The following is a 24,654-nucleotide window of genomic DNA, read 5'->3' as shown; positions in this document are numbered from 1 at the left end:
CTGGGCCACCGCGATGGCAGGCGTCGCCGTTGCGACCCTGCTACTGGCCGGCTGTGGCAAGAAGATCGAGCAGACGGAGGCTCCGGCTACGGCCGCCGCCGCCCCGTGCGGCTCGTTCACGATCGCGGTCAACCCCTGGGTCGGCTACGAGGCGAACGCGGCCGTGGTGCAGTACGTCGCGAAGACGAAGCTGGGCTGCACGGTCACCCTCAAGGAGCTCACGGAGGAGGTGTCCTGGCAGGGGTTCGCGAACGGCCAGGTCGACGTCATCCTGGAGAACTGGGGCCACAACGACCTCAAGCAGAAGTACATCGAGCAGCAGAAGGTCGCCGTCGAGAGCGGTCTGACGGGCAACAAGGGCATCATCGGCTGGTACGTGCCGCCGTGGCTGGCCAAGGAGCACCCCGACATCCTCGACTACAAGAACCTCAACAAGTACGCCGACAAGTTCAAGACCTCCGAGTCGGGCGGCAAGGGTCAGCTGCTCGACGGTGACCCGTCGTACGTGACGAACGACGAGGCGCTCGTGAAGAACCTGGGCCTCAACTTCAAGGTCGTCTACGCCGGCAGCGAGGACGCGCTCATCGCCGCGTTCAAGAAGGCCGAGGCGGAGAAGACCTGGCTGATCGGCTACTTCTACGAGCCGCAGTGGTTCCTCTCCGAGGTGGCGCTGCAGCACGTGAACCTGCCGCCGTACACCCCGGGCTGTGACGCGGACGCCAAGAAGGTCGCCTGCGACTACCAGCCGTACGACCTCGACAAGATCGTCAGCAAGAAGTTCGCCGACTCGGACAGCCCCGCGGTGAACCTCATCAAGAACTTCACCTGGACCAACGACGACCAGAACTCCGTGGCCATCGACATCTCGAAGAAGGTGAGCTACGAGGACGCGGCCAAGAAGTGGGTGGACGCGAACCCCGACAAGGTCGCCGCCTGGCTGAAGTAGTCGCTCCACCGCACGTCGCGGGCCGGTCGCAGCTCTCTGCGGCCGGCCCGTTTTCTGTCGCCCTCCGGGCGGTCATTCGCGTCCGTTGGTGGCATCCTCATCGTCGTGGATGAACGCGCGAACATGCGGGCCGCCGACGTCGACCGGCAGGCCGTGGCCGACCGCCTCCGTGAGGCGCTCAACGAAGGCCGCCTCAACCTGCACGAGTACGACGAACGCCTGCAGCAGGCCTACGCCGCGAGGACGTACGGCGAGCTGGACGGCCTGCTCGACGACCTGCCGTCGGTGGCCCCGGAGGCGAAGTCCCAACTGGCGCCGCGCGCGACGGCCGCCGACCCGGCCGTGGCCGCCGGCGACGACAGCCCGCGCCGCTGGCTGGCCGGCATGTGGGGCCCGTGGCTCGCCACGTCCGTCATCTGCACCGGCATCTGGGCCGCGTCGCAGGTCGCCGCCGGCGGCTTCTACTGGAACACGTTCTGGCCCATCTGGGTGATCGGCCCGTGGGGCGCCGTCTGCCTGGCCCGCACGTTACGCAGCTTCATCGACCCGGACCACGCCGAGGACCAGCGCCGCGCCTACCGCGAGGCCCGCCGCGACGCCCGCCGCGACGCCCGCAAGGACCGCCGCGACCGCTGACCGGCCCCTCCCGCCGCACCGCCGCAGCGCACACCCGGCAGGCCGCACGCGGCTGCCCCGACGGCAGATGTGCACACACGTGGCGAGGCCCCGCGCTCCACCGTCGCTAACTGGTGCGAACGTAGCGAGGCCCGCGCTTCCAGCGTCGCCAACTGTGCACACGTCGCGACCCACGCCCACACGGATCCGCCAACTGTGCACAGTTGGCGGCCCGGGCCGTCCCGCACCTCGCCAGAAGCGCACAGTTAGCGAGGCGAGGCCTCCCGCACCTCGCCAAGAGCGCCCATATAGCGACCGGTCCGTCTCGCGCCGGTGGCGGGCTCAGCAACCCGACACCCGCCGAGCGGCCGGCCCGGTGACGGTACCCACGACAAAGGGCGCTCGCCACACGCTCATCGCGGCGTTGACCTGGGGTTACGCGGTATGAGGGGCGCACGTTCGCCGGGCTACCCGTGCGGGGCGTTGACAGGGCCACCCCGCGGCCGGGAGGCTTGTTGCGGTATTCGGACGTGTTGCTCACAGCGCATCTGCGCGGGAGGGCGGCCGGTGAAGGTTGTCATCGTGGGCGCCGGGGTGGTCGGGGCGGCGCTGGCCGACGAGTTGTCCGTGCGCGGCTGGACCGACGTTACCGTCGTCGACCAGGGCGCGTTGCCCAGGCCCGGTGGCAGCACGTCGCACGCGCCCGGGCTGGTGTTCCAGGTCAACAGCGCGAAGGCGATGACGAAGCTGGCCCGCTACACGGTCGAGAAGCTGGGCGCCCTGACGCACGAAGGGCGGCCGTGCTTCACCCGTACCGGCAGTCTTGAGGTCGCCACGACCGAGGAAAGGCTCGCCGAGCTGCACCGACGGCACGGCTGGGCCACCTCCTGGGGCCTGCTCTCGCACGTGCTCGACGCCCAGGAGACCGTCGGGAAGCACGACCTGCTCAACCGGGACGAAGTCCTCGGCGGCCTCTTCGTACCGTCCGACGGGCTGGTGCACGCGGTCGACGCCGTAGCCGCCCAACTGAGCCGGGCCCGGCAACGAGGCGTCAAGGTCCTGGACCGGCACCGGGTGCTCGACATCCGCACCACCACCGACAGCGAGCTGGACGGCAACGGGCGCCCCCGGGTGACCGCCGTGGTCACCGACCGGGGCGAGCTGCCCGCCGACATCGTCGTCTGCGCGGCCGGCATCTGGGGGCCGCTCGTCGCGGCCATGGTGGGGGTGAGCCTGCCCCTGACACCGCTCGCGCATCAGCTGGCGTGGTCGACGCCGTTGGGCGTACTCGATAAGGGGAGCGAAGCGACCCGGCCCATCCTGCGGCACCAGGGCGCGGACCTGTACGTGCGGGAGCGGTTCGACCGGCTCGGCGTCGGCTACTACGGCCACGACCCGCTCCCGGTCGCCGCCCAAGAGATCAGGTCAGTCGAGGACGCCGAGGTCATGCCGTCGGTGCTGGACTTCACCCCGGACGACTTCGCCCCCGGCTGGGCCGCCGCGCAACAGCTCATCCCCGCGCTGCGGGACGCGACCGTGGCAGAGGGCATCAACGGCCTGTTCTCGTTCACGCCCGACCAGATGCCGCTGCTCGGCGAGGCGCGGGACGTGGCGGGGTTCTGGGTGGCCGAGGCCGTGTGGGTCACCCACTCGGCGGGGGTCGCGAAGGCCGTCGCGGAGTGGCTGGTCGAGGGGCGCAGCGAGTCGTTCGCGCTGCACGAGTGCGACGTCAACCGGTTCGAGCCCTACCAGCTCGGGCCCGTCTACGTCGAGACGAGGAACAGACGCAACTACATCGAGGTGTACGACGTGCTGCACCCGCTCGACCCGATGGTCGAGCTGCGGCCCATCCGCACCAGCCCGTTCTACCCCCGCCACCAGGCGCTCGGCGGCTACTTCCTGGAGGCCGGTGGCTACGAGCGCCCGCACTGGTTCGAGGCGAACGCCGGCCTGCTCGACCGCTACGAGGTCACCGCGCCGAACAGCTGGGCCGCGCGGCACTGGTCGCCGATGGTCGGCGCCGAGGCGCGCCACACCCGGGAGGCGGTCGCGTTCTACGACATGACGCCGCTGCGCCGCGTCGCGGTCACCGGGCCGGGGGCGACGGCACTCCTGCGCTGGCTCACCACCGGCAACGTGGACCGTTCCGTCGGATCTGTCACCTACTGCCTGCTGCTCGACGCGGCCGGGCGCATCCGCAGCGACGTGACCGTCGCGCGACTGGGCGAGGACCACTACCAGGTCGGCGTCAACGGGCACCTGGACCTCGACTGGCTCACCCGGCACGCCGACGCGATCGACGCCCCGGTGCGGGTCACCGAGATCACCGGCGCGACCTGCTGCGTCGGCGTCTGGGGCCCGCGCGCCCGCGACCTGATCCGCGACCTGACCGGGGAACTCGACCACCTGCGCTACTTCCAGGGCGCCCGCGCCCACATCGGCGCCGCGCCGGTCACCGCGCTGCGGCTGTCCTACGTCGGCGAGCTCGGCTACGAGCTGTACACGGACGCCGATCACGGGCTGGCGCTGTGGGACGCGCTCTGGGACGCGGGCCGGCGTCACGACGCGATCGCGGCCGGCCGGGGCGCTTTCACGAGCCTGCGCCTCGAGAAGGGCTACCGGGCGTACGGGGTCGACATGACCGACGAGCACGACCCGTTCGAGGCGGGGCTGGACTTCGCCGTGAAGCTGACCGACGGCCGCGAGTTCGTGGGCCGCGAGGCGCTCCTGCTGCGCGCCGCGGCGGGCCCCGGCCGGCGCCTGGCCTGCCTCACCATCGACGACCCGGTCGACGTGGTCATGGGCAAGGAGCCGGTGTACGACGGGACGGGCTGCGTCGGCTACGTCACCAGCGCCGGCTACGGGTACACGGTCGGCAAGGGCATCGCGTACGCCTGGTTGCCCGCGGCCCTCGCCGTGCCGGGCCGCGAGGTGCAGATCGGCTACTTCGACCAGCGCGTCGACGCGGTGGTCGCGAACGCGCCGCTGTTCGACCCGGCGATGACGAGGCTGCGCGCGTGACGCATCCGGCACATCTGTGGCGCAACCCCGACCCCCGACGCACCTACGAGGTCGTCATCGTCGGTGCCGGCGGGCACGGGCTGGCCACCGCCTACTATCTCGCCCGCAACCACGGCATCACCGACGTGGCCGTACTCGAGAAGGGGTGGCTCGCGGGCGGCAACATGGCCCGCAACACGACGATCATCCGCTCGAACTACCTGTGGGAGGCCAGCGCCGGCATCTACGAGCACGCCCTCAAGCTGTGGGAGGGCCTTGAGGAGGAGCTGGAGTACCCGCTGCTGTTCAGCCAGCGGGGCGTGCTCAACCTGGCCCACTCCGAGCAGGACGTGCGCGACGGCGTGCGTCGGGTGCACGCCAACCGCCTGGCCGGCATCGACGCGGACTGGCTCACGCCGGACGAGATCACGCGGCTGTGTCCGATCGTCAATACGGACCCGGGCCTGCGCTATCCCGTGCTGGGCGCCACCTACCAGCCGCGCGCCGGCATCGCCAAGCACGACCACGTGGCGTGGGGCTTCGCCCGGGGCGCGGACGCGCTCGGCGTCGACCTGATCCAGAACTGCGAGGTCACCGGCTTCCTGCGCGACGGCACCCGACTCGTGGGGGTGAGCACAACCCGGGGCGACATCCGCGCCGGGACGGTCGCCCTGTCCGCGGCCGGGCACACTAGCGTGCTCGCCGCCATGGTCGGCCTGCCCTTGCCGCTGCAGAGCCACCCGCTGCAGGCCCTGGTCTCCGAGCTGCTGGAGCCGATCCACCCCACGGTGGTCATGTCCAACGCCGTGCACGTGTACGTCAGCCAGGCCCACAAGGGCGAACTCGTCATGGGTGCCGGCATCGACGCGTACAACTCGTACACCCAGCGCGGCGGCCTGCACGTCATCGAGGCGCAGATGGCCGCCGCGCTGGAGCTGTTCCCGGTCTTCGCGGGCGCGCACGTGCTGCGCACCTGGGGCGGCATCGTGGACGTCTCCCCCGACGCATCGCCGATCATCGGCCCGACCGGCATCGACGGCCTGCTCGTCAACTGCGGCTGGGGTACGGGCGGCTTCAAGGCCACCCCCGGCATCGGCTGGGTCTACGCCGACACGATCGCGCACGGCCGCCCGCACCCGCTCGCGGTGCCGTTCGCGCTGGAGCGGTTCACCACCGGGGCCCTCGTCGACGAGCACGGCGCCGCCGCCGTGGCGCACTGAAACGGAGTCGGAGTGCTGCTCATCCGGTGCCCATGGTGCGGGCCGCGCAACGAGACCGAGTTCCACTACGGCGGCCAGGCGGGCGTCGCCTACCCGGCGGACCCGGCCGCGCTGAGCGACGAGGAGTGGGGCCGCTTCCTGTTCGTGCGCGCCAACCCGAAGGGCGCGTGGGAGGAGCGCTGGTCGCACGCGGCCGGCTGCCGCCGCTGGTTCACGTTGCGCCGCGACACGTCGACGAACGAGATGCTCCCGTGAGCCGGCATCTGTCCGCCGGGCGCATCGACCGCGCCCGGGCGCTGCGCTTCACCTTCGACGGCGTCACGTTCGAGGGGTACGCCGGGGACACGCTCGCTTCGGCGTTGCTGGCCAACGGCATCCACCACGTGTCGACGTCGGTGACGCACGGCCGTCCGCGCGGCATCCTCACGGCCGGCAGCGAGGAGCCGACCGCCCTCGTGCGGGTCGACGCCCCCTACGTCGAACCGATGCGCACGGCCACCACGGTCGAGCTGGTCGACGGCCTGGTCGCCGAGCCGCTCGCGGGGCGCGGCCGGCTCAGCGGCCCGGACGGGGCCCGCTACGACGCCGTCTGGGCGCACTGCGACGTGCTGGTCGTCGGTGCCGGCCCGGTCGGCCTGTCGGCGGCCGCCGACGCGGCGCGCGAGGGCGCCCGGGTGATCCTCGTCGACGAGCGCCCCGAGCTGGGCGGTTCCGCGCTCGACCTGGGCACCGCCTTCGAGACCCGCGACCTGATCGCCGACGACCTGGCGGTCCTGCGGTCCCACGCCAGCTCGCCGGAGGTGACCCTGCTGTCCCGCACCACCGCCCTCGGCGTCTACGACGACGGGTTCGTGGCGGCGGTCCAGCATCGCACCGATCACCTGCCGGCCGGCGCCGGCGGCACGCGGCAGCGGCTGTGGCGCATCCGGGCGAAGCGGATCCTGCTGGCCACCGGCTGGCACGAGCGCCCGCTCGCGTTCGAGGGCAACGACCTGCCGGGCGTCATGCTCGCCTCGGCCGCGGTGTCCTACCTGCACCGGTACGGGGTCCTGGTCGGTCGCCGCGCCGTCGTGGTGACGACGAACGACACCGGGCACGCGGCGGCCGCCACCCTCGCCGCCGCCGGGGTCGAGGTCGCCGCGACCGTGGACACGCGCGACGCGTACCCCCGGATTGAGGTTTTCGGCGGCACGCGGGTGCAGGGCGTCGCGGTGCGTGACCGGCGCTACGACGCGGACGTGGTGCTGGTCGCCGGCGGGTTCAGCCCGGTGCTGCAGCTCTACAGCCAGGCGGGCGGGCGGCTGCGCTACGACGCGGCGATCGGCGCGATGGTGCCGGACGGCTGCCGGGCGGCGGTCGGGTACATCTCGCCGCTGCCGCCGCCGAGCCACGTGCCGGCGCCGCAGGGCGGGTATGTGGATCTGCAGCGGGACGTTCTGGTCTCCGACGTGGCCCGGGCGACCGGGGCGGGGCTGCGGTCGGTGGAGCACGTGAAGCGCTACACGACGGCGGGGACGGCGCACGACCAGGGCAAGACGTCCGGGTTCCTGACGTCCTCGACGGTCGCGGCCGGTCTCGGCACCGGGATGGAACTGACCACCTTCCGCCCGCCCTACGTGCCGGTGCTGTTCGCGGCGCTCGCGGGGCGCGACCGGGGCGCGCTGTTCGACCCGGTACGGGAGACGTCGCTGCACGACGCGCACGTGGCGCTCGGGGCGGTCTTCGAGAACGTGGGCCAGTGGCGGCGGGCCCGCTACTACCCTCGCGGCGGCGAGTCGATGGACGAGGCGGTGGACCGGGAGTGCCGGGCGGCGCGCGGCGGCGTGGCCATCATGGACGCCTCGACGCTCGGCAAGATCGAGGTCGTCGGCCCGGACGCGGGCGTGTTCCTGGACCGCGTCTACACCAACGTGATCAGCTCGTTGCCGGTCGGCGCGATCCGCTACGGGGTCATGTGCGGCCTCGACGGGATGGTGTTCGACGACGGCACCGTCGCGCGGCTCGCCGATGACCGCTTCCTGGTCACGACGACGACCGGCAACGCGGCCCGGGTGCTCGACTGGATGGAGGAGTGGCTCCAGACGGAGTGGCCCGACCTGCGCGTGTGGTGCACGTCGGTCACCGAGCAGTGGGCGACCGTCGCGGTCGTCGGCCCGCGGGCCCGTTCGCTCCTGCCCGCCGGGTGCCACGACCTGCCGTTCATGCGCTGGCAGGACGCGGTCGTTGCCGGCATGCCGGCACGGGTGTGCCGGATCAGCTTCTCCGGCGAGCTGGCGTACGAGATCAACGTGCCGTGGTCACGCGGGCCCGCCCTGTGGGGCGCCTTGATCGGCACGGGCGCGACCCCCTACGGCACCGAGACGATGCACGTGCTGCGCGCCGAGAAGGGCTACCCCATCATCGGCCAGGACACCGACGGCACCGTCACGCCGCACGACCTGGGCCTGAGCTGGGCCGTGTCGAGGACGAAGCCCGATTTCATCGGCAAGCGCTCGCTGGCGCGCCCGGACACGTCCCGCGCCGGCCGCAAGCATCTCGTCGGCATCCTGCCGTTGGATCCATCCATCCGGCTGCCCGAGGGGTCGCACCTCGTTACCGACGGTGTCCCGGTCGGGCACGTGACGTCGAGCTACCATAGCGAGACGCTGGGGCGCACGTTCGCGCTTGCTCTGCTTACCTCAGGTAGGCACCGCCACGGCGAGACGCTGGCAGCGACCCTGCTCGACGGCCCCAAGCTGCGAACCGTCCCGGTGACGGTGGTCAGCCCGGTCCTCCACGACCCAGACAACACCCGCCGTGACGGCGACCGAGCCGAGCCCGTCGCGTTGTCCGCATCGGATGCCGCCCGGCGCCCGCTCGCGGCCTTCGCCGGCGACGGCGTGCACCTCACCGAGCTGCCGCTGTTCGCCCAGCTCAACGTCCGCGCCCCGGCCTGGATGCCGCCCAGCACCGCGCACGTCACCGCCACCCACACGGCCCTCTGGCTGGGCCCTGACGAAACCCTCCTGGTGAGTACGCCCGAGAGCGCGCCCTCGGACCCGTCGACCTGGCCGCCCGCAGGGGCGTACTCGGTGGTGGACGTTTCGGAGGCGCGCGTCGCGATCGCGGTGACCGGCCCACTGGCCCGCCAGCTTTTCGCTTTCGGTTGCGCCCTCGACCTGCACCCGACCGCATTCCCGGTCGGCTCCTGCGCCCAGACGGTAATCGCCCGAGCCCCGACGCTCCTCTGGCACCCGGCCACCGACGATTACCGCATGCTGGTGCGTCCGTCGTTCGCCCGGTACACGGCCGCGTGGCTCATCGACGCGGCCGCTGGGTATGGTGGCCAGCCATGGGAACGCGTCGGAGGTACACGCGACTAGCTCCGGCCGAGCTGCACCAGGCACTGGGTGACCCGGACTACGCCAAGCGCCGGTTCGGGGAACTGCGTAACGACTACTACGCACAGGCCGGGGATCGACCATCGCCGGAGGAGGCGCGCGTCCTCGGCGTGGACAAATGGTGGGAGGAAATCGACGTCGTGCTACGTGCGGCTGGTATGCCCGTCGCAGTGCATTGCGGCGTTGACCATCTCTGGCCGCGCGAAAAGCCGATCGACTCGTTCTGGGAATACTTCGGCGAGGACGAACAGCGGAGCATGAGCCCGCCAACATATCTGACCCCCGCGAACACCGCGAACGTTGCGGAGTGGATGTCAACCCGGCCATTCGACGGACTGCTCGCCACATTGGATGCCGAGGGCACCGCTGCGCTCGTGGCTTTGGGCGGCTATCCGGCCAAAGATTACGAGGTTGTCGCCTACCTCGACGTTATCCGAGTCTTCGGCGACAGGGTGCGGCGCTTCTTCGCTGCTGCCGCGCAATCCGGCGACGCGATAGTGACTGACCTTGGCTGACGGTCCCTTGACGAGTTGCGGCGGGAGGACGTTAGTTCCAGCGGAACCACGCTTCCGGCCCGTCGATGTGCAGCAGGAACTCGGCGACCGGGCCTGACGGTGCCGCCAGCGTCATCGTCGAGGCACGGGAAGTCGGCGTCCGTCACCGTGATGGCGCCCAGCACCTCGTCGCCGCGACGCAGCTGCCAGACCTCGCCGATCACGCTCATGCCGTCAGTCGGCGGCCTGGGTGGGCGGTTGCTGCTCGGAGGCGGGCGGATTGTTGGGCGTCTCCCCCGGGTCCGGCCCGCCTGTCTGGGTCGGCTCGCCGGACGGCTCGCCGGCCGTCGGGGCCACGGTGGGGCCGGCGGTCGGCGGGGCGGTGGTGGTCACCGGGCCGTCGCCCGAGTCCGGCCGGGTGGGCGGCGGCTCGTCCACCGGACCGACGAGGACGGGCTGGCACGCGACGCCGTTGACGGTGAAGACGCTCGGCATCGGGTTGCGCTCGGCGTAGCTGCCCTCGAAGGCGAGCGTGACCTGCTTCTGCGGCTCGATCCTGTGGGCCTTGGTGCTGAGCCGGGCCGGGAACACCGACACGGTCTGCCCCTCCTGCCCCCACCCGACCGCCGCGCTCGGCGTGGGCGCCGCGGTGGATCGGAGCGTGGACAGCTTGAGGCCGCCCAGACGCTCGACGCGCTGGCTGCCCGGGTACCGGAAGGTGACGTTCCAGTCGCCCTCGATCGGCGTCGCGCCGTCGTTGGCGATCATCATGTCGCCGCTGAACCGGGTGCCGTTGTCGCTGCGCACCCAGTACGTGGCCGTGCAGGCCAGCGCCGGGCCGGTGGGCGACGCGGGCGGATCGGCGACTTTCCCCTTGGCCGCCCGGTCGGCGCTGGCCCACACGGCGAAGGCCACCCCGGCGGCCAGCGCAGAGACGAGGAAGCCCGCCAGCACGGGGCGCAGCCCCCGGCGACGCGGCGGCGGGGCGACGAGGCCGGTCGGGTCGTTCGCCCCGGGCAGGAACGATGTCACGTTGAGCGCGTTGTCGCCGGTGATCCGCGCCGGCCGGACGGCCGGACGGCGGCGGGTGGCGGCCTCGGGTACGGGCAGCGCGCCGAGGACCTCGGCCAGCTCGCCGGCCGTGGGCCGCGCCGCCGGGTCCTTGGCCAGGCACCGGTCGCAGATGTCGATCAGCTCGGCGGGGATCTCCGCGTCGGTGCCGGCGGCGTCGTGGGTGGGCAGCGGCGCGGGCGGCGTGTGCGCGTGGGCGAACAGCAGTGACTCCGCCGTCGTGGCCGGCCACGGCGCCTTGCCCGCGATGCACCGGTAGAGGGTCAAACCCAGGGCGTACACGTCGGCGGCCGGTTCGATCGCGTGGCCGGAGATGCGTTCGGGCGCGACGAAGCCGGGCGTGCCGAAGACCGCGCCCTCCTCGTCCTGCTCGCCGACGATGGCCGAGATGCCGAAGTCCACGATCTTCGGGCCGGTCGTGGAGAGCACGATGTTGGCGGGCTTGATGTCGTGGTGCACGAGGCCGCGCGCGTGGGCGGCGGAGAGGCCCTCGGCGACCTGCGCGCAGATGGCGGCCGCCCGGTACCACGGCAGCTGCCCGGCGCTCAACGCGTCGCTCAGCGACGGACCGTCAATCAATTCCATGACGACGTACGGGCGCACCGCGCCGTCCACGTCGGTCCACTCGCCGTAGTCGTGCACCACGCTGATGTGCGGGTGGGCGAGCCGCGCGGCGGCCCGCGCCTCGCGCTGGATGCGCTGGCGGAAGCTGGCGTCCTTGGCGAGATTGGGGGAAAGGATCTTGACGGCGACCGGCCGGCCCAGCACGTCGTCGTGCGCCCGCCACACCACCGCCATGCCGCCCGTGCCGATCAGATCAAGCAGGCGGTACCGACCCCCGAGGACATCCACGAGGCATTATTGCCCGCGGGAGCAAATCAACGAACGTCGGCCGGCACGAGTTCCGGCGCCTCGGTCGCCCGCGCGGCCGCGCGACCGCGGACCCCCACCACGACCGCCGCCGTGACCGCCACGGTCGCCACGATGAGCACGAGCGCGTTGGGCGCGCCGAACATCTTCAGCGCGCTGCTCAGCAGCACGACGACCAGCGCCGACCGGACCAGGCCGGCGGGGGCGCGGGACGAGAGGCGGGCGCCCAGCAGCACGCCGGGCACCGAGCCGACCAGGATCGCGGCGGCCAGGTCCAGGTGGAGGTCGCCGAAGAAGGTGTGGCCGAGCGCGGCGGCCGCGACGAGCGGCACCGCCTGCACGAGGTCCGTGCCGACCAGGTCGTTGGGCCGCAGCGCGGGGTAGAGCGCCAGCAGGATCACGATGATCAACGAGCCCGAGCCGACCGAGGTCAGCCCGACGATGAGCCCGCCGCCCGCGCCGAGCAGCGCGGTCGGCAGCGGCCGGACCACGATCGGCCCGCTGACCTTGGTTGCAGACCTGCGCCGGCCCGAGTACGCCTTGGCGACGAGACCGAACGCGGCGAGCACCAGGGCCGCGCCGAGGGCGTACTTGATCGCGTCCTGCACGGACGCGTCGCTCGGCAGCACCCGGGTGAGCAGCACGCCGAGGAAGGCGGCGGGCACGCTGCCGAGGCACAGCCAGCGGACGAGCTCCCAGTTCACGGTGCCCCGGCGGGCGTGCACCCAGCCGCCGAACGGCTTCATGACGGCGCTCGCGACGAGGTCGCTGGAGACGGCCGCGAGCGGCGGCACGCCGAACGCCAGCACGAGCAGCGGCGTCATCAGCGCCCCACCACCCATGCCGGTCAGGCCGACCACCAGGCCCACGCCGAACCCGGCGAGCGTCAACAGCAGGTCCACACCCGGAAGTGTGATTAATGCGGCCGCGGGTTGTCCACTTACCAGGGCGAGTCAGTAGAGAATTCCCAGCTCACGGGACGCCCGGCACTGAAAATCCGGACGTCGGCAGATCTTGGGGGCGATAACGGCCCATAGGATGTGCTCGCGCACAAGATCGCCCAGCGAGCCCAGGCCGTCTTCCGGTAACGCCCGGCGGAGAACCGGACATAGTGGAGGGACCGCGCCATGACAGAGGCACGCTCGCAAACCCGGCGTACTGGTTGGTCTTCGCACTGCCGTGGCCCGGCCCTCGAGCTGCGCCGCCAGGGCGCGCTCAGAGAATAGAGGGATTCACATCTTGACCGCGCTCCATGGCTGTGGGACGGTCCTCCCTAGAACTGTTTGGAAACTTTCCTAACTGTAAGGGGAGGGTTCATGAGACGTTCCGTGCGCCGCGCGATGATCGCCGGCGCGGCAGCGGTCCTGGCGGTCGCGATGATTCCGGCCGTCAACGCGCTCGCGGCGGGCAGCGTCACCGCCACGTTCACCGCCTCGTCGGACTGGGGCACCGGTCACGAGGTCAAGGTGACCGTCACCAACGGATCCGACGCCACCGTCAACACCTGGCAGATCGCCTTCGACCTGCCGTCCGGCACCACCATCTCCAGCTTCTGGGACGCGGACGTCACCAGCAGCGGCACCCGTTACACGGCCACGAAGAAGAGCTGGGCGGGTCCCCTCGCGCCCGGCGCCTCCTTCAGCTGGGGCTACATCGCCACCGGCGCGTACAGGGCGCCGCAGAACTGCACCATCAACGGCGGCGCGTGCGGCGGCGGCACCACGCCGACCAGCAGCGTGCCGACCACGACCCGCGCGGCCACGTCGGCCCCTCCGACGAGCACCAGGCCGCCGACCAGCAGCGTTCCGACGACCGCCGTTCCGACGACCACGGTCCCCACCACGGGAACGGGCGGCGGAAAGAAGGTCCTCGGCTACTTCGTGGAGTGGGGCGTCTACCAGCGCAACTACCACGTCAAGAACATCGTGACGAGCGGCTCGGCGGCCAAGCTCACGCATATCAACTACGCCTTCGGCAACGTCACAGGCGGGGCGTGCGCGATCGGCGACTCGTACGCGGACTACGACAAGGCGTACACGGCGGCGGACAGCGTCGACGGCGTCGCCGACACCTGGGACGCCGGCGCGCTGCGCGGCAGCTTCGGGCAGCTGCGCAAGCTCAAGAAGCTGTACCCGAACATCAAGATCCTTTGGTCGTTCGGCGGCTGGACCTGGTCCGGCGGCTTCGCGCAGGCGGCGGCGAACCCGACCGCGTTCGCGAACTCCTGCTACAACCTGGTCGAGGACCCGCGCTGGGCGGACGTGTTCGACGGCATCGACATCGACTGGGAGTACCCGAACGCGTGCGGCCTGAGCTGTGACGCCAGCGGCTTCGCGTCGTTCAGGACCCTGATGTCGGCGCTGCGCGCCCGGTTCGGCTCGAACAACCTGGTGACGGCGGCCATCACGGCCGACGGCACGAGCGGCGGCAAGATCGACGCGGCCGACTACGCGGGCGCGGCGCAGTACGTCGACTGGTACAACGTCATGACGTACGACTACTTCGGTCCGTGGGCGGCGCAGGGCCCGACGGCGCCGCACTCGCCGCTGACGTCGTACGCCGGCATCCCGCAGGCCGGGTTCTACGCCGACAACGCGATCCAGAAGCTCAAGTCGAAGGGCATCCCCTCGGCCAAGCTCCTGCTCGGCATCGGGTTCTACGGCAAGGGCTGGACGGGCGTCACCCAGGCGACCCCCGGCGGCACGGCGACCGGCCCGGCGCCCGGCACCTACGAGCCCGGCACCGAGGACTACAAGGTCCTCAAGACCCGCTGCCCGAGCACGGGCACGATCGCGGGCACGGCGTACGCCTTCTGCGGCGGACAGTGGTGGAGCTACGACACCCCGTCCACCATCACCGGAAAGATGACGTACTCCAAGAACCAGAGCCTCGGCGGCGCCTTCTTCTGGGAACTGTCGGGCGACACCACCAACGGTGAGCTGATCACCGCGATGCGCTCCGGCCTAGGCTGACCCGCATCGCACCCCGTGGGGGAGTCGACCGGTGGTCGGCTCCCCCACTGCCTTTTGCACACCCGTCACGCCGCCCCTCGCCACATGTGCACATGCGACGCCCGGCGACGACCCACCGCCGCGACATCGGCCCTCCGGACGGACCCGCCCACGACATGTGCACCGAGCACGGGCCACCACCACGGCCCACCCCCCGCATGTGCACACTTGGCGGACTGCCTCCGAGCCTGCCCACCAGGTGTGCACAGTTGGCGGCCCGATCGCCGACCAGCGTCACCAACTGTGAGCTTCTGGCGGAGACGCAGCACTCGGACCTCACCAAAAGTGAGCTTCTGGCGGGACGGCACACCCGTAAGCCCGCCAAACGTGCACATATGGCGACGTCCGAGTCGCCAGGGCTGCCAAGTGTGAACATATGGCGGGGCGGGGCGGCACATTGCCCTTAAGCGGTGCCTCGCGTGGGGGCAGTAGCGCTCTCACCCCACCAATGGGTCGCTTTTGGCAAAGGTCGCAGCGCATCTCCCCGCCGAGGGGTCGTCGTTGGCGTTGTCGCCACGCGCGCCGGCCGACAAGGGATCCTTCGGCGGTGCGACGCGGGGCGGATGCGGCGGGCGGTTTACGGCGACGGGGGTCGGGCGTCTGCCGCCCGGGTGAGCAGGTCGGCGAGGAGGCGTGGGCCGGCGCCGGTCGGGTCGGGAGCCGAGGGGTCCCAGGTGCACGCGATGTCGAGCGCCGCAACCCGGCCCGTGTCGAGCACCCGCCCCACGGCGGCCAGCAAGGAGGCCGCCGACGGCCCGCCGGGCACCGGGAAGCGCAGGCCGGGCAGTTCCTCGGCCCGGATCACGTCGCAGTCGACGTGCAGCAGCAGCGGTCCGTCCGGCAGCGCGGCCGCCGCCAGCGATTCCACTGTGGAGACGGCGATGGCGGCGGCGCGCAGGTACTCCGCCTCCGGCGGGTCCAGGTCGCGGGCGTCGACGAGCACGGCGCGCGACTCGGGAACGGCGCGCAGGCCCAGCGACGACGCGATCAGCTCGGGGCGGTAGCCCACCATCACCCGCAGCGGCATCCCGCCGAGGTAACCGGACGTGCTGGTCTCCATCGTCTGCACGTCGCCGTGCGCGTCGAACCACACGACGCCCGCGTCGACGCCCGCGCGCTGCAGGCCGGCGAGGACACCGAGGCTCACGCCGCAGCAGCCCGACACGACCGAAAGAGGCGCGTCCGGACGTACCCCGGAATGGACGGCGTCGGCGACGGCGCGGTAGAGGGGCGCGAGCCGCGACCAACCGCGGACGTCGTCCGGCAGTGTCGCGGTCACCGTCGTGGTCGGGGTTGCGGGAGGCAGCGCGGCGTCGAGGTCGGGGAGAAAATCATCCTGGTGGTACGGCACGAGGAGCGTCACGCGGACGAGCCTAGGCGGGGCGCGCCGCAATAGGGTGGGAGTTATGGCGACGTGGGACGAGGTGCGCGCGCTGGCGTCGGCGCTGCCGGAGGCAGAGGAGACCGCGAGCCGCGACGGGTTGCCGGCCTGGTCGGTGCGGGGCAAGGGGTTCGCGTGGGAGCGGCCGCTGCGTAAGAGCGACCTGGCGGCGCTCGGCGAGGCCGCGCCGACGGGCGCGATCCTCTGCGCGCGGGTGCCGATGGTCGAGAAGGAGGCGCTGCTCGCGAGCGAGCCGGACGTCTTCTTCACCACCCCGCACTTCAACGGGTACCCGGCGGTGCTGGTGCGGCTCGAGGTCATCGACGCGACGGCGCTGGAGGAGCTGCTGGTCGAAGCCTGGGTGACACAGGCACCTAGGCGGCTTTCCCGGACTTATCTCGACAGCCGCTCCCAATAGAAGCTTTCACGCCGGGCCGGGACGCAGCCGCAGGCCCGCGCGCATGTCACTTAACCGGTTTTGCAGACCGCTCGACATTTATCTACTCTGATGCCCAGCATCACCCGGGAGCCGGTGCATGCCTGAAAGCGGCCAACTTTCGTCGTCCCTAGCAGGGCAAAACCTCCGAGGTACTCCATGAAGAAACGTCTCGCACTCGCGGCTGTGGCGGGTCTCGCCCTCGCCGCCTCCATCGTGGTCACCGCGTGGCCCGCCCAGGCCGCCGTCGGCCTGCGCATCAGCGGCGGCAAGCTCGTTGAGGCCAACGGCACGCCGTTCATCATGCGCGGTGTCAACCACGCCCACACCTGGTACCAGAGCCAGACCGCCACGTCGCTGGCCAACATCAAGGCCGCGGGCGCGAACTCCGTGCGCGTCGTGCTCGCCAGCGGCCAGCGCTGGACCAAGAACGACACCTCCGACGTGGCCAACGTCATCTCGCAGTGCAAGGCCAACAAGCTCATCTGCATCCTCGAGGTGCACGACACCACGGGCTACGGCGAGCAGAGCGGCGCGGCGACGCTGTCGCAGGCGGTCGACTACTGGATCAGCGTGCAGAGCGCGCTGACCGGCCAGGAGAACTACGTCATCCTGAACATCGGCAACGAGCCGTACGGCAACCAGGGCTACGGCACCTGGGCCTCCGACAACGTCACCGCCGTGCAGCGGCTGCGCAACGCCGGCTTCCAGCACACGATCATGATCGACGCGCCGAACTGGGGCCAGGACTGGTCCTTCACCATGCGCGACAACGCCTCCACCGTGTGGAACGCGGACACGCAGAAGAACCTGCTCTTCTCCATCCACATGTACGGCGTGTTCGACACGGCCGCCGAGGTGAGCGACTACCTCAACCGGTTCGTCTCGGCGGGCCTGCCGATCGCGGTCGGCGAGTTCGGCGACATGCATTCCGACGGCAACCCCGACGAGGACGCCATCCTCTCCACCACCCAGGCGCTGGGCCTCGGCTACCTGGGCTGGTCCTGGAGCGGCAACGGCGGCGGCGTCGAGTACCTGGACATGGTGACGAACTTCAGCACCACGTTCACGTCGTGGGGCAACCGCCTCTTCAACGGCACCAACGGCATCAAGGCCACCGCCAAGGAGGCCACGATCTACGGCGGCGTGCAGCCGACGTCGGCCGTCGTGACCACCCGGGGCGCCACGACCCGCCCGCCGACCTCGGCGGTCGTGACCTCCCGCCCGCCGACCTCGGCCGTGGTCTCCAGCCGCCCGCCGACGTCGTCCGTCGTGACCACCCGCCCGCCGACCAGCGGGCCGACCGGGACGAAGTCCTGCACCGCGACGTACTCGATCGTGGGTTCGTGGCCGGGCGGCTTCCAGGGCAACGTGAAGGTCACCGCCGGTAGCTCGGCGATCTCCGGCTGGACCGTCACCTGGACGTTCGCGAACGGCCAGACGGTCACCCAGTCGTGGAGCTCGACGATCACGACCAGTGGGGCGACCGTCACCGCGAAGAACGCGGCCTGGAACGGCAGCCTCGGCGCCGGCGGCTCCACGGAGTTCGGCTTCATCGGCTCCTGGACCGGCAGCAACACGGCCCCGACCGCGAGCTGCACGGCGGCCTGACGCTAATCGCCACACGCGAAGGGCGGGCCCGCGATCGTCGCGGGCCCGCCCTTCCGCGGTAACCGACCTGTCGGTCAGCCGGCCTTGATGGTCGTCGCGGACATGATGTACATGTCGCTCGGGCACGCCTTGCTGGACGCCCGCCCGCTGCTGGGCCACTGCCACGTCCCGAAGTAGTGGTACGAGTACGGGTTGTCCGGGGCGTACTTGCAGGTGATCCGGACCTGGTAGTAGCCGGTGCCAGACAAGCAGGTAGCCCAGCCGAACCCGCCCTTGACCCACTGGTAGACCTCGGAATAGCACCCGGTCGGCGCGGCGGACGCGGCCGTGGGCGTGGCGATCACGGCGGCAGCGGCGACCGCCGCGGCGATGCCGACCTGGGTGATGACTCTTCGAACGCGCATGCGAACGCTCCCCGTGTTGATCGATGATCGACCATTCTTGGAGCGGACCCGAAAGTTTGTCAACTGTGGACGGTCGCGCGCCTCGGCCGCCACGGGCGCGGCAGGAGCGCCGGCGTCGCGGCCTGGTAGGCGGCGTACTCGGGGTAGCGGGAGCGGGTAATGCTCTCGGTGAACCGGGTCGAGCCGAGGAACAGCAGGGTGAGCAGCGCCGCCCCGAGGACGGTCGGCTGCAGGAGCGAGCCGGCGGCGACCGCGCCGAAGGCGAAGACGAGCCACCACTGCGCCTGCTCGAACAGGAAGTTCGGGTGCCGCGAGAACCGGAACAGGCCGGTCGTGAGGAACCGCGGTGACGGGTCCGCCTGCCGCTTCTTCCACTGGTGGAAGTCCCACTGCTGCTGGTCGGCGACCGTCTCGCCGACGAGGCAGGCGAGGAACGCGCCGGCGACCACGACATCGAGCGCCGAGAACCGGGCCCGATGCTGCAGCGCCGTCCACGCCGGCAGCGTGATGAGCAGCAGGATCAGGTTCTGGTAGATCGTGATGAAGAACAGGTTGAACAGCTGGAACCGCCAGCCCGTCAGGCGCTCCCGCAGGATCGCCCAACGGTAGTCCTCGCCGCCCGGCGCGTACCCGCCCTTGCGGGCGAAGTTGAACGTCAGCCGGGCGCCCCACAGCGCGACGAGCGCCAGCATGACATTGAGCCGCGCGTCGGCGAAGCCGGCCGAACCCGCGAAAACCGCCACGTAGACCACGGGGATCACCGACCAGATCCGGTCGACCCACGAGTACTCCCGGGTCAGCACCGACAGCAGCCACGTGGCCGCGCACGTACCCACGAAGATCCAGCCCACGGCTCCCATAGCGAGACGGTAGACCCGAAATGATCGTGGGCCGATCGGCCGCTCGGACGATCCGGGCCCGCGTGATACGAAGATCACGTACGGCGGACGCGGGTCGCCATCTCGGGTGCCTGCCCTTATCTTCTGTGTCGTGCGCTTCGTTTTCACCCCTCCGGCGGAGATCGCGACCGGCCTGCTGACCCTGCCCTGGCGCGAACCGCTGGAGGAGTGGGACGACGACCGCATCGTCGAGATCGCCCAGCGGGGCATCTCCCGGCACATCGTCCGCTTCGTCGTCGACAACGGCCGGGTGTACGCGCTCAAGGAGATCGACGAGCGACTCGCCCGACGCGAGTTCAAGCTCCTGCGCGAGCTCGACGAGATGGAGATCCCGGCCGTCAAGGTGCTCGGCGTGGTCGTGGACCGGGGCTCTGGTAATACAGACCTCGACGCGATTTTAGTTACCGAGTTCCTCGACTTCTCGTCCTCGTACCGCGCGTTGTTCTCGCACCCGCGCGGCGTCGCGCCCACCGGCCGGCTGCTCGACGCGCTGGTCGAGCTGCTCGTGCGGCTGCACCTCGCGGGCTTCTACTGGGGCGACTGCTCGCTGTCCAACACGCTGTTCCGCCAGGACGCCGGCACGCTCAAGGCGTACCTCGTCGATACCGAGACCGCCGAACTGCACTCGTCGCTGTCCGCCGGGCAGCGCGAGGACGACCTGACCCGGGCGTTCGAGCGCGTCGGCGGCGAGCTGTTCGACCTGGAGGCCGGCGGGCTGCTGCCCGAGGGCATCGACCCGATCGAGGTGGCCGAGGAGGTCGGCATCCGGTACGCCAAGCTCTGGGAGGAGATCACCCACGACGAGGTGTTCCGCCCGGAGGAGCAGCGCTACCGCATCGGCGAGCGGCTGCGCCGCCTCAACGAGCTCGGCTTCGACGCCGAGGAGGTCGAGCTGCTCACCCAGGACGACGACAAGGTGCGGCTGCGCATCCGCACCCGGGTCGGCGAGCCGGGGCACGAGCGGTGGCTGCTCTACGGCAAGGTCGGCATCGTCGCCGAGGAGAACCAGGCCCGCGCCCTGCTCAACGACATGGCGAGCTTCCGGGGCCACCTGCAGAAGAAGGAAGGGCGGCCGGTGTCCGAGGCCGAGGCCGCCCAGCGCTGGCTCGCCGGGGAGTACCAACCGGTGATCAACGCCATCCCCGGCCACCTGCGCGGGCGACTTGCACCGGCGGAGATCTTCTACGAGATCCTCACCCACCGGTGGTTCCTGTCCGAGTCCGCGGGCCGCGACGTCGGCACCCGGGTCGCGTCGAAGTCCTATTTCGACAACATCCTGCCCAAGGTGCCGGCCGAACTGACCGAGGTGGTCGACCCCGAGCTGGCCCTCGCGACGCCGGAGGGCAGTCCACCCGACGTGCCCAGCTGACGCCCGTCCCCCATCGGGGTGGGCGTGCGCGTCGCGAGCCGGGCGACCGGGCGCACCGGGCTACCGTACGGAGATGTCCGATGCACCGACCGTGACGGTGGAGTTCGTTGACGCCGAGACCGGCCAGACGATCGGCCGCAGCGAGATGCCGGCCACCACCCTCCCGCCCAGCTTCGCCCCCCGCACCACCGTCGACTTCGACGACGCCGCCTGGCAGGTCGAGGGCGCCGACCCGGTCTCGTCCGAGGAGTATCTGGCGCGCCGGCACCTCGTGCTGACCGTGCGCCGCCTCGGGGCCATCAACAGCGAGCAGATCCGCTACTCGCTGCCCACCATCTGCGACCCGTTGCCACCGATGCTGCCCAACGCGCCCAGCGGCGAGCTGCTGGAGCTGCACGAGGACGACTGGCGTCAGGTCGAACTGATCTCGGGCACGCAGGCCAACGCGGTCATGGCCGACTTCGAGGCCATCAAGCGGATCTACGACGGGCACGGCATCTCGGGTCCGGACGGCATCCTGCGCGGCTTCGGCAGCATCCACCTGCGCGAACGCATCACCGAGCCGCTCTCCCCCGCGCTGCCCGGCCGCCAGTTGCGCCGGCTGCTCCCCGACATCCAGCACGTCTACCGGGGCGTCGGGTTCCGGGACACGCCCGGCGGCGTCGCCGGCTCGTTCGCGCTGGGCCTCGGCCCGATCGCCATGTACGGCGTCACCGACAACGAGACCGTGACCACCCTGGCGCTGCACCCGGACGACCGGGCCACACTCGGTCTGCTCGACAGCGTCGCGGCCGGGATCACCAGCGTGATGCGCGCGTTCGACCTGCTCTTCGTGGACTGGTGCCATTGCGGCACCGTCGACGCCGACCAGGTCGCCGACTATCTGCGCGCCGCGCTGCGCGCCTGAGGAGCCCGTACGCTGAAGGCGTGCGCGTCGGGATCATCATCTTGCCGGACCAGCCGTGGTCCGTGGCAGCGCAGCGCTGGCGCCGGGCCGAGCAGTACGGGTTCCACACCGCGTGGACGTACGACCACCTGGGCTGGCGCGATCTCGTTGACGGGCCGTGGTTCGACGCGGTGCCGACGCTGACGGCGGCGGCCGGCGTGACCGGCCGGATAAGGCTCGGCACGTTCGTGGCCAGCGCCAACTTCCGGCATCCGGTGGCGTTCGCGCGCGAGGTGACGGCGCTGGACGACATCAGCGACGGGCGGCTCGTGCTGGGCCTGGGCTCGGGCGGCGCGGGCTTCGACGAGCTGGTGCTCGGCGCGGCCCCGCTCACCCCGCGGCAGCGCGCCGACCGGTTCGGCGAGTTCGTGACGCTGCTCGACCTGCTGCTGCGCGAGGAGCGGGTGACCTGGTCGGGCGCCTTCTACTCGGCCGTCGACGCGCGGGCCACGCCGGGCTGCGTCCAGCGGCCGCGCGTGCCGTTCGTGGTCGCGGCGAACGGGCCGCGCGGCATGGCGCTCGCGGCCCGCTTCGGCCAGGGCTGGGTGACCACCGGAACGAGGACCGACAACCTCGAGGAGTGGTGGCGGTCGGTGGACGAGGCCGCCGACCGGTTCGCCGACGCGGTGGCGGCGGCGGGCCGGGATCCGGCCTCGGTGGAGCGGCACCTGTCCCTCGACGCGGCGCCGGTGTTCTCGCTGAGCGGGGCCGGGTTCTTCGCGGACGCCGTCGGGCGCGCCGCCGAGCTGGGCTTCACCGACGTGGCCACGCACTGGCCGCGGGAGAGCAGCTGGTACGCGGGGGACGAGGCGGTGCTGGATGAGATCGCCGGGACTGTCCTGGCGAAGTTGCCATCAGACGTGCCCTGACGGTGTAGCGTCCGATTTACCACATCAAATCAGCCTAAGGGCGATGTGACACGCCGGACACCCACCGAAAGGGGCAGGCAATGGCGCACAGCTCGGGCCGCTCATCCACCTCACGCGCGTGGGCGGAAGGCGGTCTCGTCTTCGCCGCGACGATGTTGATGATCATGGGTCTCTACCAGGTCTTCATGGGCATCGCGGCGATCGCGAAGGGCCAGTTCTTCATCGTGGCCCCCAACTACGTGTACTCGATCGACACCACGGCGTGGGGCTGGGTCCACCTCGGCATCGGCGCCATCGCCGCGATCACGGGTTTCTTCCTGTTCACCCAGGCGACGTGGGCTCGGTGGGTCGGCATCGCGATCGCCGGCCTCTCGGCCGTCGCCAACTTCTTCTTCCTGCCGTACTACCCGATCTGGTCCCTGGTCATCATCGCCATGGACGTCTTCGTGATCTGGTCGCTGGCCGCGGTCGGCAGCCGTGACCGGACCCCGGTCTGGGGCGACGAGATGGCCCCGTCGGCGTCCGCCGGCATGCCGATGGCGGCGCCCATGGCGCCGCCCATGGCCGGGGCGCCCCAGGAGGCCATGGCGGGCACCCGGTGGCCGGGCAACCCGCCGCCCACCCCGACGTACGACACGATGCCGAGCAAGGGCATGGCGGAGCCGACCGGCACGCCCGAGACGGAGGCCGCCCAGCAGGGCATGGCGGGCATGGCCCCGCCGCGGCCGCCGACCCCGTCGCAGTAGGACAGCCGCGAGGCGACGTCGCGGCCCGCCGCACACGGGCCGCGACGTCGCCGTTCCTTATCCCGACTGTCGAAGTTTTTCGGGACAATCCCCGGAGACAAGGCCTCTCACCTGGGCAAACGCCCGGGCGTTCAGCGAGCGGTCACGGGTCGTCTACCGCTGACGGCGCGCGCGACCTACGGTGACATCCGTGACCGTCCACCCGCCGCCCCGCCACCAGCCCATCACGGTCCTGCTCGCCGACGACAACCCGGTCGTCCGCGCGGTCCTGCGCGACCTGCTGAGCGACGGTGGGCACATCTCGGTGGTCGGCGAGGCGGCCAACGGCGTCGAGGCGCTGGAGCTCGCCGACGCGCTGCGGCCCGACGTCACCCTCCTCGACCACCGCATGCCGCTGCGCGACGGGCTCTCTGTCGTGGTCGCGCTGACCGGGCACACCCGCGTCCTCATGCTCACCCGCAGCGCCGAGGAGGACGTGGTCCTGCAGGCCGTGCGGGCCGGCGCCCTCGGCTATCTGGTGCACGGGCAGTTCAACCCGGCCGAGCTGGTCACGGCCGTGCGCGCGGTCGCCAGCGGCGAGGCGCACCTGTCCCCCACCGCCGCCCGGGTGCTCATCCACGCGGTGCGCACCGGCGCCGCTCAGGAGCCGCCCCACACGCACCAGTACGGGCTGTCCCGGCGCGAGCGGGAGGTCATGGACCTCATCGCGCAGGGCATGTCGAACGCCTCGGTGGCGATGCGCCTGTTCCTGGCGCCGAAGACCGTGCAGAACCACGTCAACCGGATCTTCGCCAAGCTCGGCGCGGGCAACCGGTCGGAGGCCATCGCGATCTGGCGGGGTGAACCTACCGCCGTGCGCCACCCGTGAGCCCTGCCGCCGCGACCCGCGTGCACGCCGGGCAGCTGACGCTCGCGCTGCTGGCGGCCGCCGTCGCCGCCGTCGCCGTGACCGTCGCCCTCGCCCGGCCCGGGGACCAGCGGCTCACCATGGCCGCCCTGCTCGGCACCGTGGCGAGCACCGGCTCAGCCGTGCTGGCCGGCTGGGCGCCCCGCTGGCCGGCCTGGACCCGACCGCCGGCGTTCGTCGTCGTGGTGGACACCGCGCTCGCGCTCGCCGTGGCGGCGTACGGGTCCGCGGCGCCGGGCGGCGCGGCCGCGCTGGCCATGGTGCTGGTCGGCGGCGCCGCGGCGTTCGCCGGCACCCAGCTGGGCATCTGGGCGACGTTCGCGTGGTCGGCCCAACTGCTGCTCTGCTGGGTCGTCGGGCTCGCCGGCCAGCCCTGGGTCACCCTGACGACGGTGGTCGCCGGGCCGCTGGGGGCCGGCCTGGCCGCCGGCTGGGCGGCCGCCCGGCGGCGACGCGCCGAGGAACGCGCCCGGGCGCAG

At 71.5% G+C, this 24,654-nt stretch carries 20 protein-coding genes and 1 pseudogene; 16 read left to right on the top strand and 5 right to left on the bottom strand.

Features of this window, described 5'->3' with window-relative positions; translation table 11 throughout:
• The first annotated feature begins 13 nt into the window (after window positions 1-13).
• The 7 genes from ABD211_RS16910 to ABD211_RS16880 all read left to right on the top strand — a co-directional run bounded on the left by ABD211_RS16910 (window position 14) and on the right by ABD211_RS16880 (window position 9,676).
• A complete protein-coding gene (locus ABD211_RS16910) occupies window positions 14-946 on the top strand; it encodes an ABC transporter substrate-binding protein (protein ID WP_344132349.1) in 933 nt (310 codons plus the stop codon).
• 105 nt (window positions 947-1,051) lie between these two features.
• Window positions 1,052-1,582, top strand: coding sequence for a DUF1707 SHOCT-like domain-containing protein (locus tag ABD211_RS16905; RefSeq protein WP_344132216.1), 531 nt, complete (start codon window positions 1,052-1,054; stop codon window positions 1,580-1,582).
• A 546-nt stretch (window positions 1,583-2,128) separates the two neighbouring features.
• A complete protein-coding gene (locus ABD211_RS16900; RefSeq protein WP_344132214.1) occupies window positions 2,129-4,582 on the top strand; it encodes a GcvT family protein in 2,454 nt (817 codons plus the stop codon).
• Entirely contained in the window at window positions 4,579-5,781 is a 1,203-nt protein-coding gene (locus tag ABD211_RS16895; protein WP_344132211.1) for a sarcosine oxidase subunit beta family protein, read from the top strand. The genes ABD211_RS16900 and ABD211_RS16895 overlap by 4 nt, the downstream gene beginning before the upstream one ends.
• A 12-nt stretch (window positions 5,782-5,793) precedes the next feature.
• Window positions 5,794-6,036: a sarcosine oxidase subunit delta gene (locus ABD211_RS16890; protein ID WP_344132209.1), complete on the top strand. Its 243-nt coding sequence runs from the start codon at window positions 5,794-5,796 to the stop codon at window positions 6,034-6,036.
• Complete coding sequence (locus ABD211_RS16885) at window positions 6,033-9,143, top strand: 2Fe-2S iron-sulfur cluster-binding protein (protein WP_344132207.1); 3,111 nt, start codon at window positions 6,033-6,035, stop codon at window positions 9,141-9,143. The genes ABD211_RS16890 and ABD211_RS16885 overlap by 4 nt, the downstream gene beginning before the upstream one ends.
• A complete protein-coding gene (locus ABD211_RS16880) occupies window positions 9,113-9,676 on the top strand; it encodes a DUF1877 family protein (RefSeq protein WP_344132205.1) in 564 nt (187 codons plus the stop codon). The genes ABD211_RS16885 and ABD211_RS16880 overlap by 31 nt, the downstream gene beginning before the upstream one ends.
• 213 nt (window positions 9,677-9,889) lie before the next feature.
• On the opposite strand, the gene ABD211_RS16875 is transcribed toward ABD211_RS16880, so the two are convergent.
• Both ABD211_RS16875 and ABD211_RS16870 read right to left on the bottom strand, forming a co-directional pair.
• Window positions 9,890-11,578 (bottom strand): serine/threonine-protein kinase, encoded by a 1,689-nt coding sequence (locus tag ABD211_RS16875; RefSeq protein ID WP_344132202.1) that lies wholly within the window; start codon window positions 11,576-11,578, stop codon window positions 9,890-9,892.
• Window positions 11,579-11,604: 26 nt separating this feature from the next.
• Window positions 11,605-12,498 carry a sulfite exporter TauE/SafE family protein gene (locus ABD211_RS16870; protein ID WP_344132199.1) on the bottom strand — a complete coding sequence of 298 codons (894 nt, stop codon included), beginning with the start codon at window positions 12,496-12,498 and terminating at the stop codon, window positions 11,605-11,607.
• Between the two features lie 414 nt (window positions 12,499-12,912).
• Here ABD211_RS16870 and ABD211_RS16865 point away from each other — a divergent pair, with 414 nt between their 5' ends.
• Window positions 12,913-14,568, top strand: a complete 1,656-nt coding sequence (locus ABD211_RS16865) for a glycosyl hydrolase family 18 protein (RefSeq protein ID WP_344132196.1) — start codon at window positions 12,913-12,915, stop codon at window positions 14,566-14,568.
• Window positions 14,569-15,184: 616 nt separating this feature from the next.
• Here ABD211_RS16865 and ABD211_RS16860 read toward each other — a convergent pair.
• A complete protein-coding gene (locus ABD211_RS16860) occupies window positions 15,185-15,970 on the bottom strand; it encodes an arginase family protein (RefSeq protein ID WP_344132193.1) in 786 nt (261 codons plus the stop codon).
• A 43-nt stretch (window positions 15,971-16,013) separates the two neighbouring features.
• On the opposite strand from ABD211_RS16860, the gene ABD211_RS16855 reads away from it, so the two are divergent.
• The gene (locus ABD211_RS16855) at window positions 16,014-16,406 is read left to right on the top strand and encodes an MmcQ/YjbR family DNA-binding protein (RefSeq protein ID WP_344132190.1); all 393 of its coding nucleotides are present in this window, start codon (window positions 16,014-16,016) and stop codon (window positions 16,404-16,406) included.
• Between the two features lie 177 nt (window positions 16,407-16,583).
• Window positions 16,584-18,035, top strand: coding sequence for a cellulase family glycosylhydrolase (locus tag ABD211_RS16850; protein WP_344132187.1), 1,452 nt, complete (start codon window positions 16,584-16,586; stop codon window positions 18,033-18,035).
• A 74-nt stretch (window positions 18,036-18,109) separates the two neighbouring features.
• On the opposite strand, the gene ABD211_RS16845 is transcribed toward ABD211_RS16850, so the two are convergent.
• Together ABD211_RS16845 and ABD211_RS16840 are read right to left on the bottom strand one after the other, a co-directional pair.
• Complete coding sequence (locus tag ABD211_RS16845; RefSeq protein ID WP_344132184.1) at window positions 18,110-18,439, bottom strand: hypothetical protein; 330 nt, start codon at window positions 18,437-18,439, stop codon at window positions 18,110-18,112.
• Window positions 18,440-18,498: 59 nt separating this feature from the next.
• Window positions 18,499-19,299: a DUF1295 domain-containing protein gene (locus ABD211_RS16840; RefSeq protein ID WP_344132181.1), complete on the bottom strand. Its 801-nt coding sequence runs from the start codon at window positions 19,297-19,299 to the stop codon at window positions 18,499-18,501.
• A 130-nt stretch (window positions 19,300-19,429) separates the two neighbouring features.
• On the opposite strand from ABD211_RS16840, the gene ABD211_RS16835 reads away from it, so the two are divergent.
• The 6 genes and pseudogenes from ABD211_RS16835 to ABD211_RS16810 all read left to right on the top strand — a co-directional run.
• On the top strand, window positions 19,430-20,707 hold the full coding sequence (locus tag ABD211_RS16835; protein ID WP_344132178.1) for a DUF4032 domain-containing protein: 1,278 nt from the start codon (window positions 19,430-19,432) through the stop codon (window positions 20,705-20,707).
• A gap of 73 nt (window positions 20,708-20,780) precedes the next feature.
• Complete coding sequence (locus tag ABD211_RS16830; RefSeq protein WP_344132175.1) at window positions 20,781-21,614, top strand: hypothetical protein; 834 nt, start codon at window positions 20,781-20,783, stop codon at window positions 21,612-21,614.
• Between the two features lie 20 nt (window positions 21,615-21,634).
• Window positions 21,635-22,522, top strand: coding sequence for an LLM class flavin-dependent oxidoreductase (locus tag ABD211_RS16825; RefSeq protein WP_344132172.1), 888 nt, complete (start codon window positions 21,635-21,637; stop codon window positions 22,520-22,522).
• An 80-nt stretch (window positions 22,523-22,602) separates the two neighbouring features.
• Complete coding sequence (locus ABD211_RS16820; protein WP_425560434.1) at window positions 22,603-23,268, top strand: DUF7144 family membrane protein; 666 nt, start codon at window positions 22,603-22,605, stop codon at window positions 23,266-23,268.
• 190 nt (window positions 23,269-23,458) lie between these two features.
• A complete protein-coding gene (locus tag ABD211_RS16815) occupies window positions 23,459-24,136 on the top strand; it encodes a response regulator (protein WP_344132167.1) in 678 nt (225 codons plus the stop codon).
• Window positions 24,133-24,654, top strand: a pseudogene (locus ABD211_RS16810) (hypothetical protein); the annotation flags it as partial. The gene ABD211_RS16815 and the pseudogene ABD211_RS16810, both read left to right, overlap by 4 nt.

The organism is Luedemannella flava (genome assembly GCF_039528515.1).
GTDB lineage: Bacteria > Actinomycetota > Actinomycetes > Mycobacteriales > Micromonosporaceae > Luedemannella > Luedemannella flava.
The sequence above is the reverse complement of the archived record's forward strand: the minus strand, read 5'-3'. Positions and strand labels throughout refer to the sequence as shown.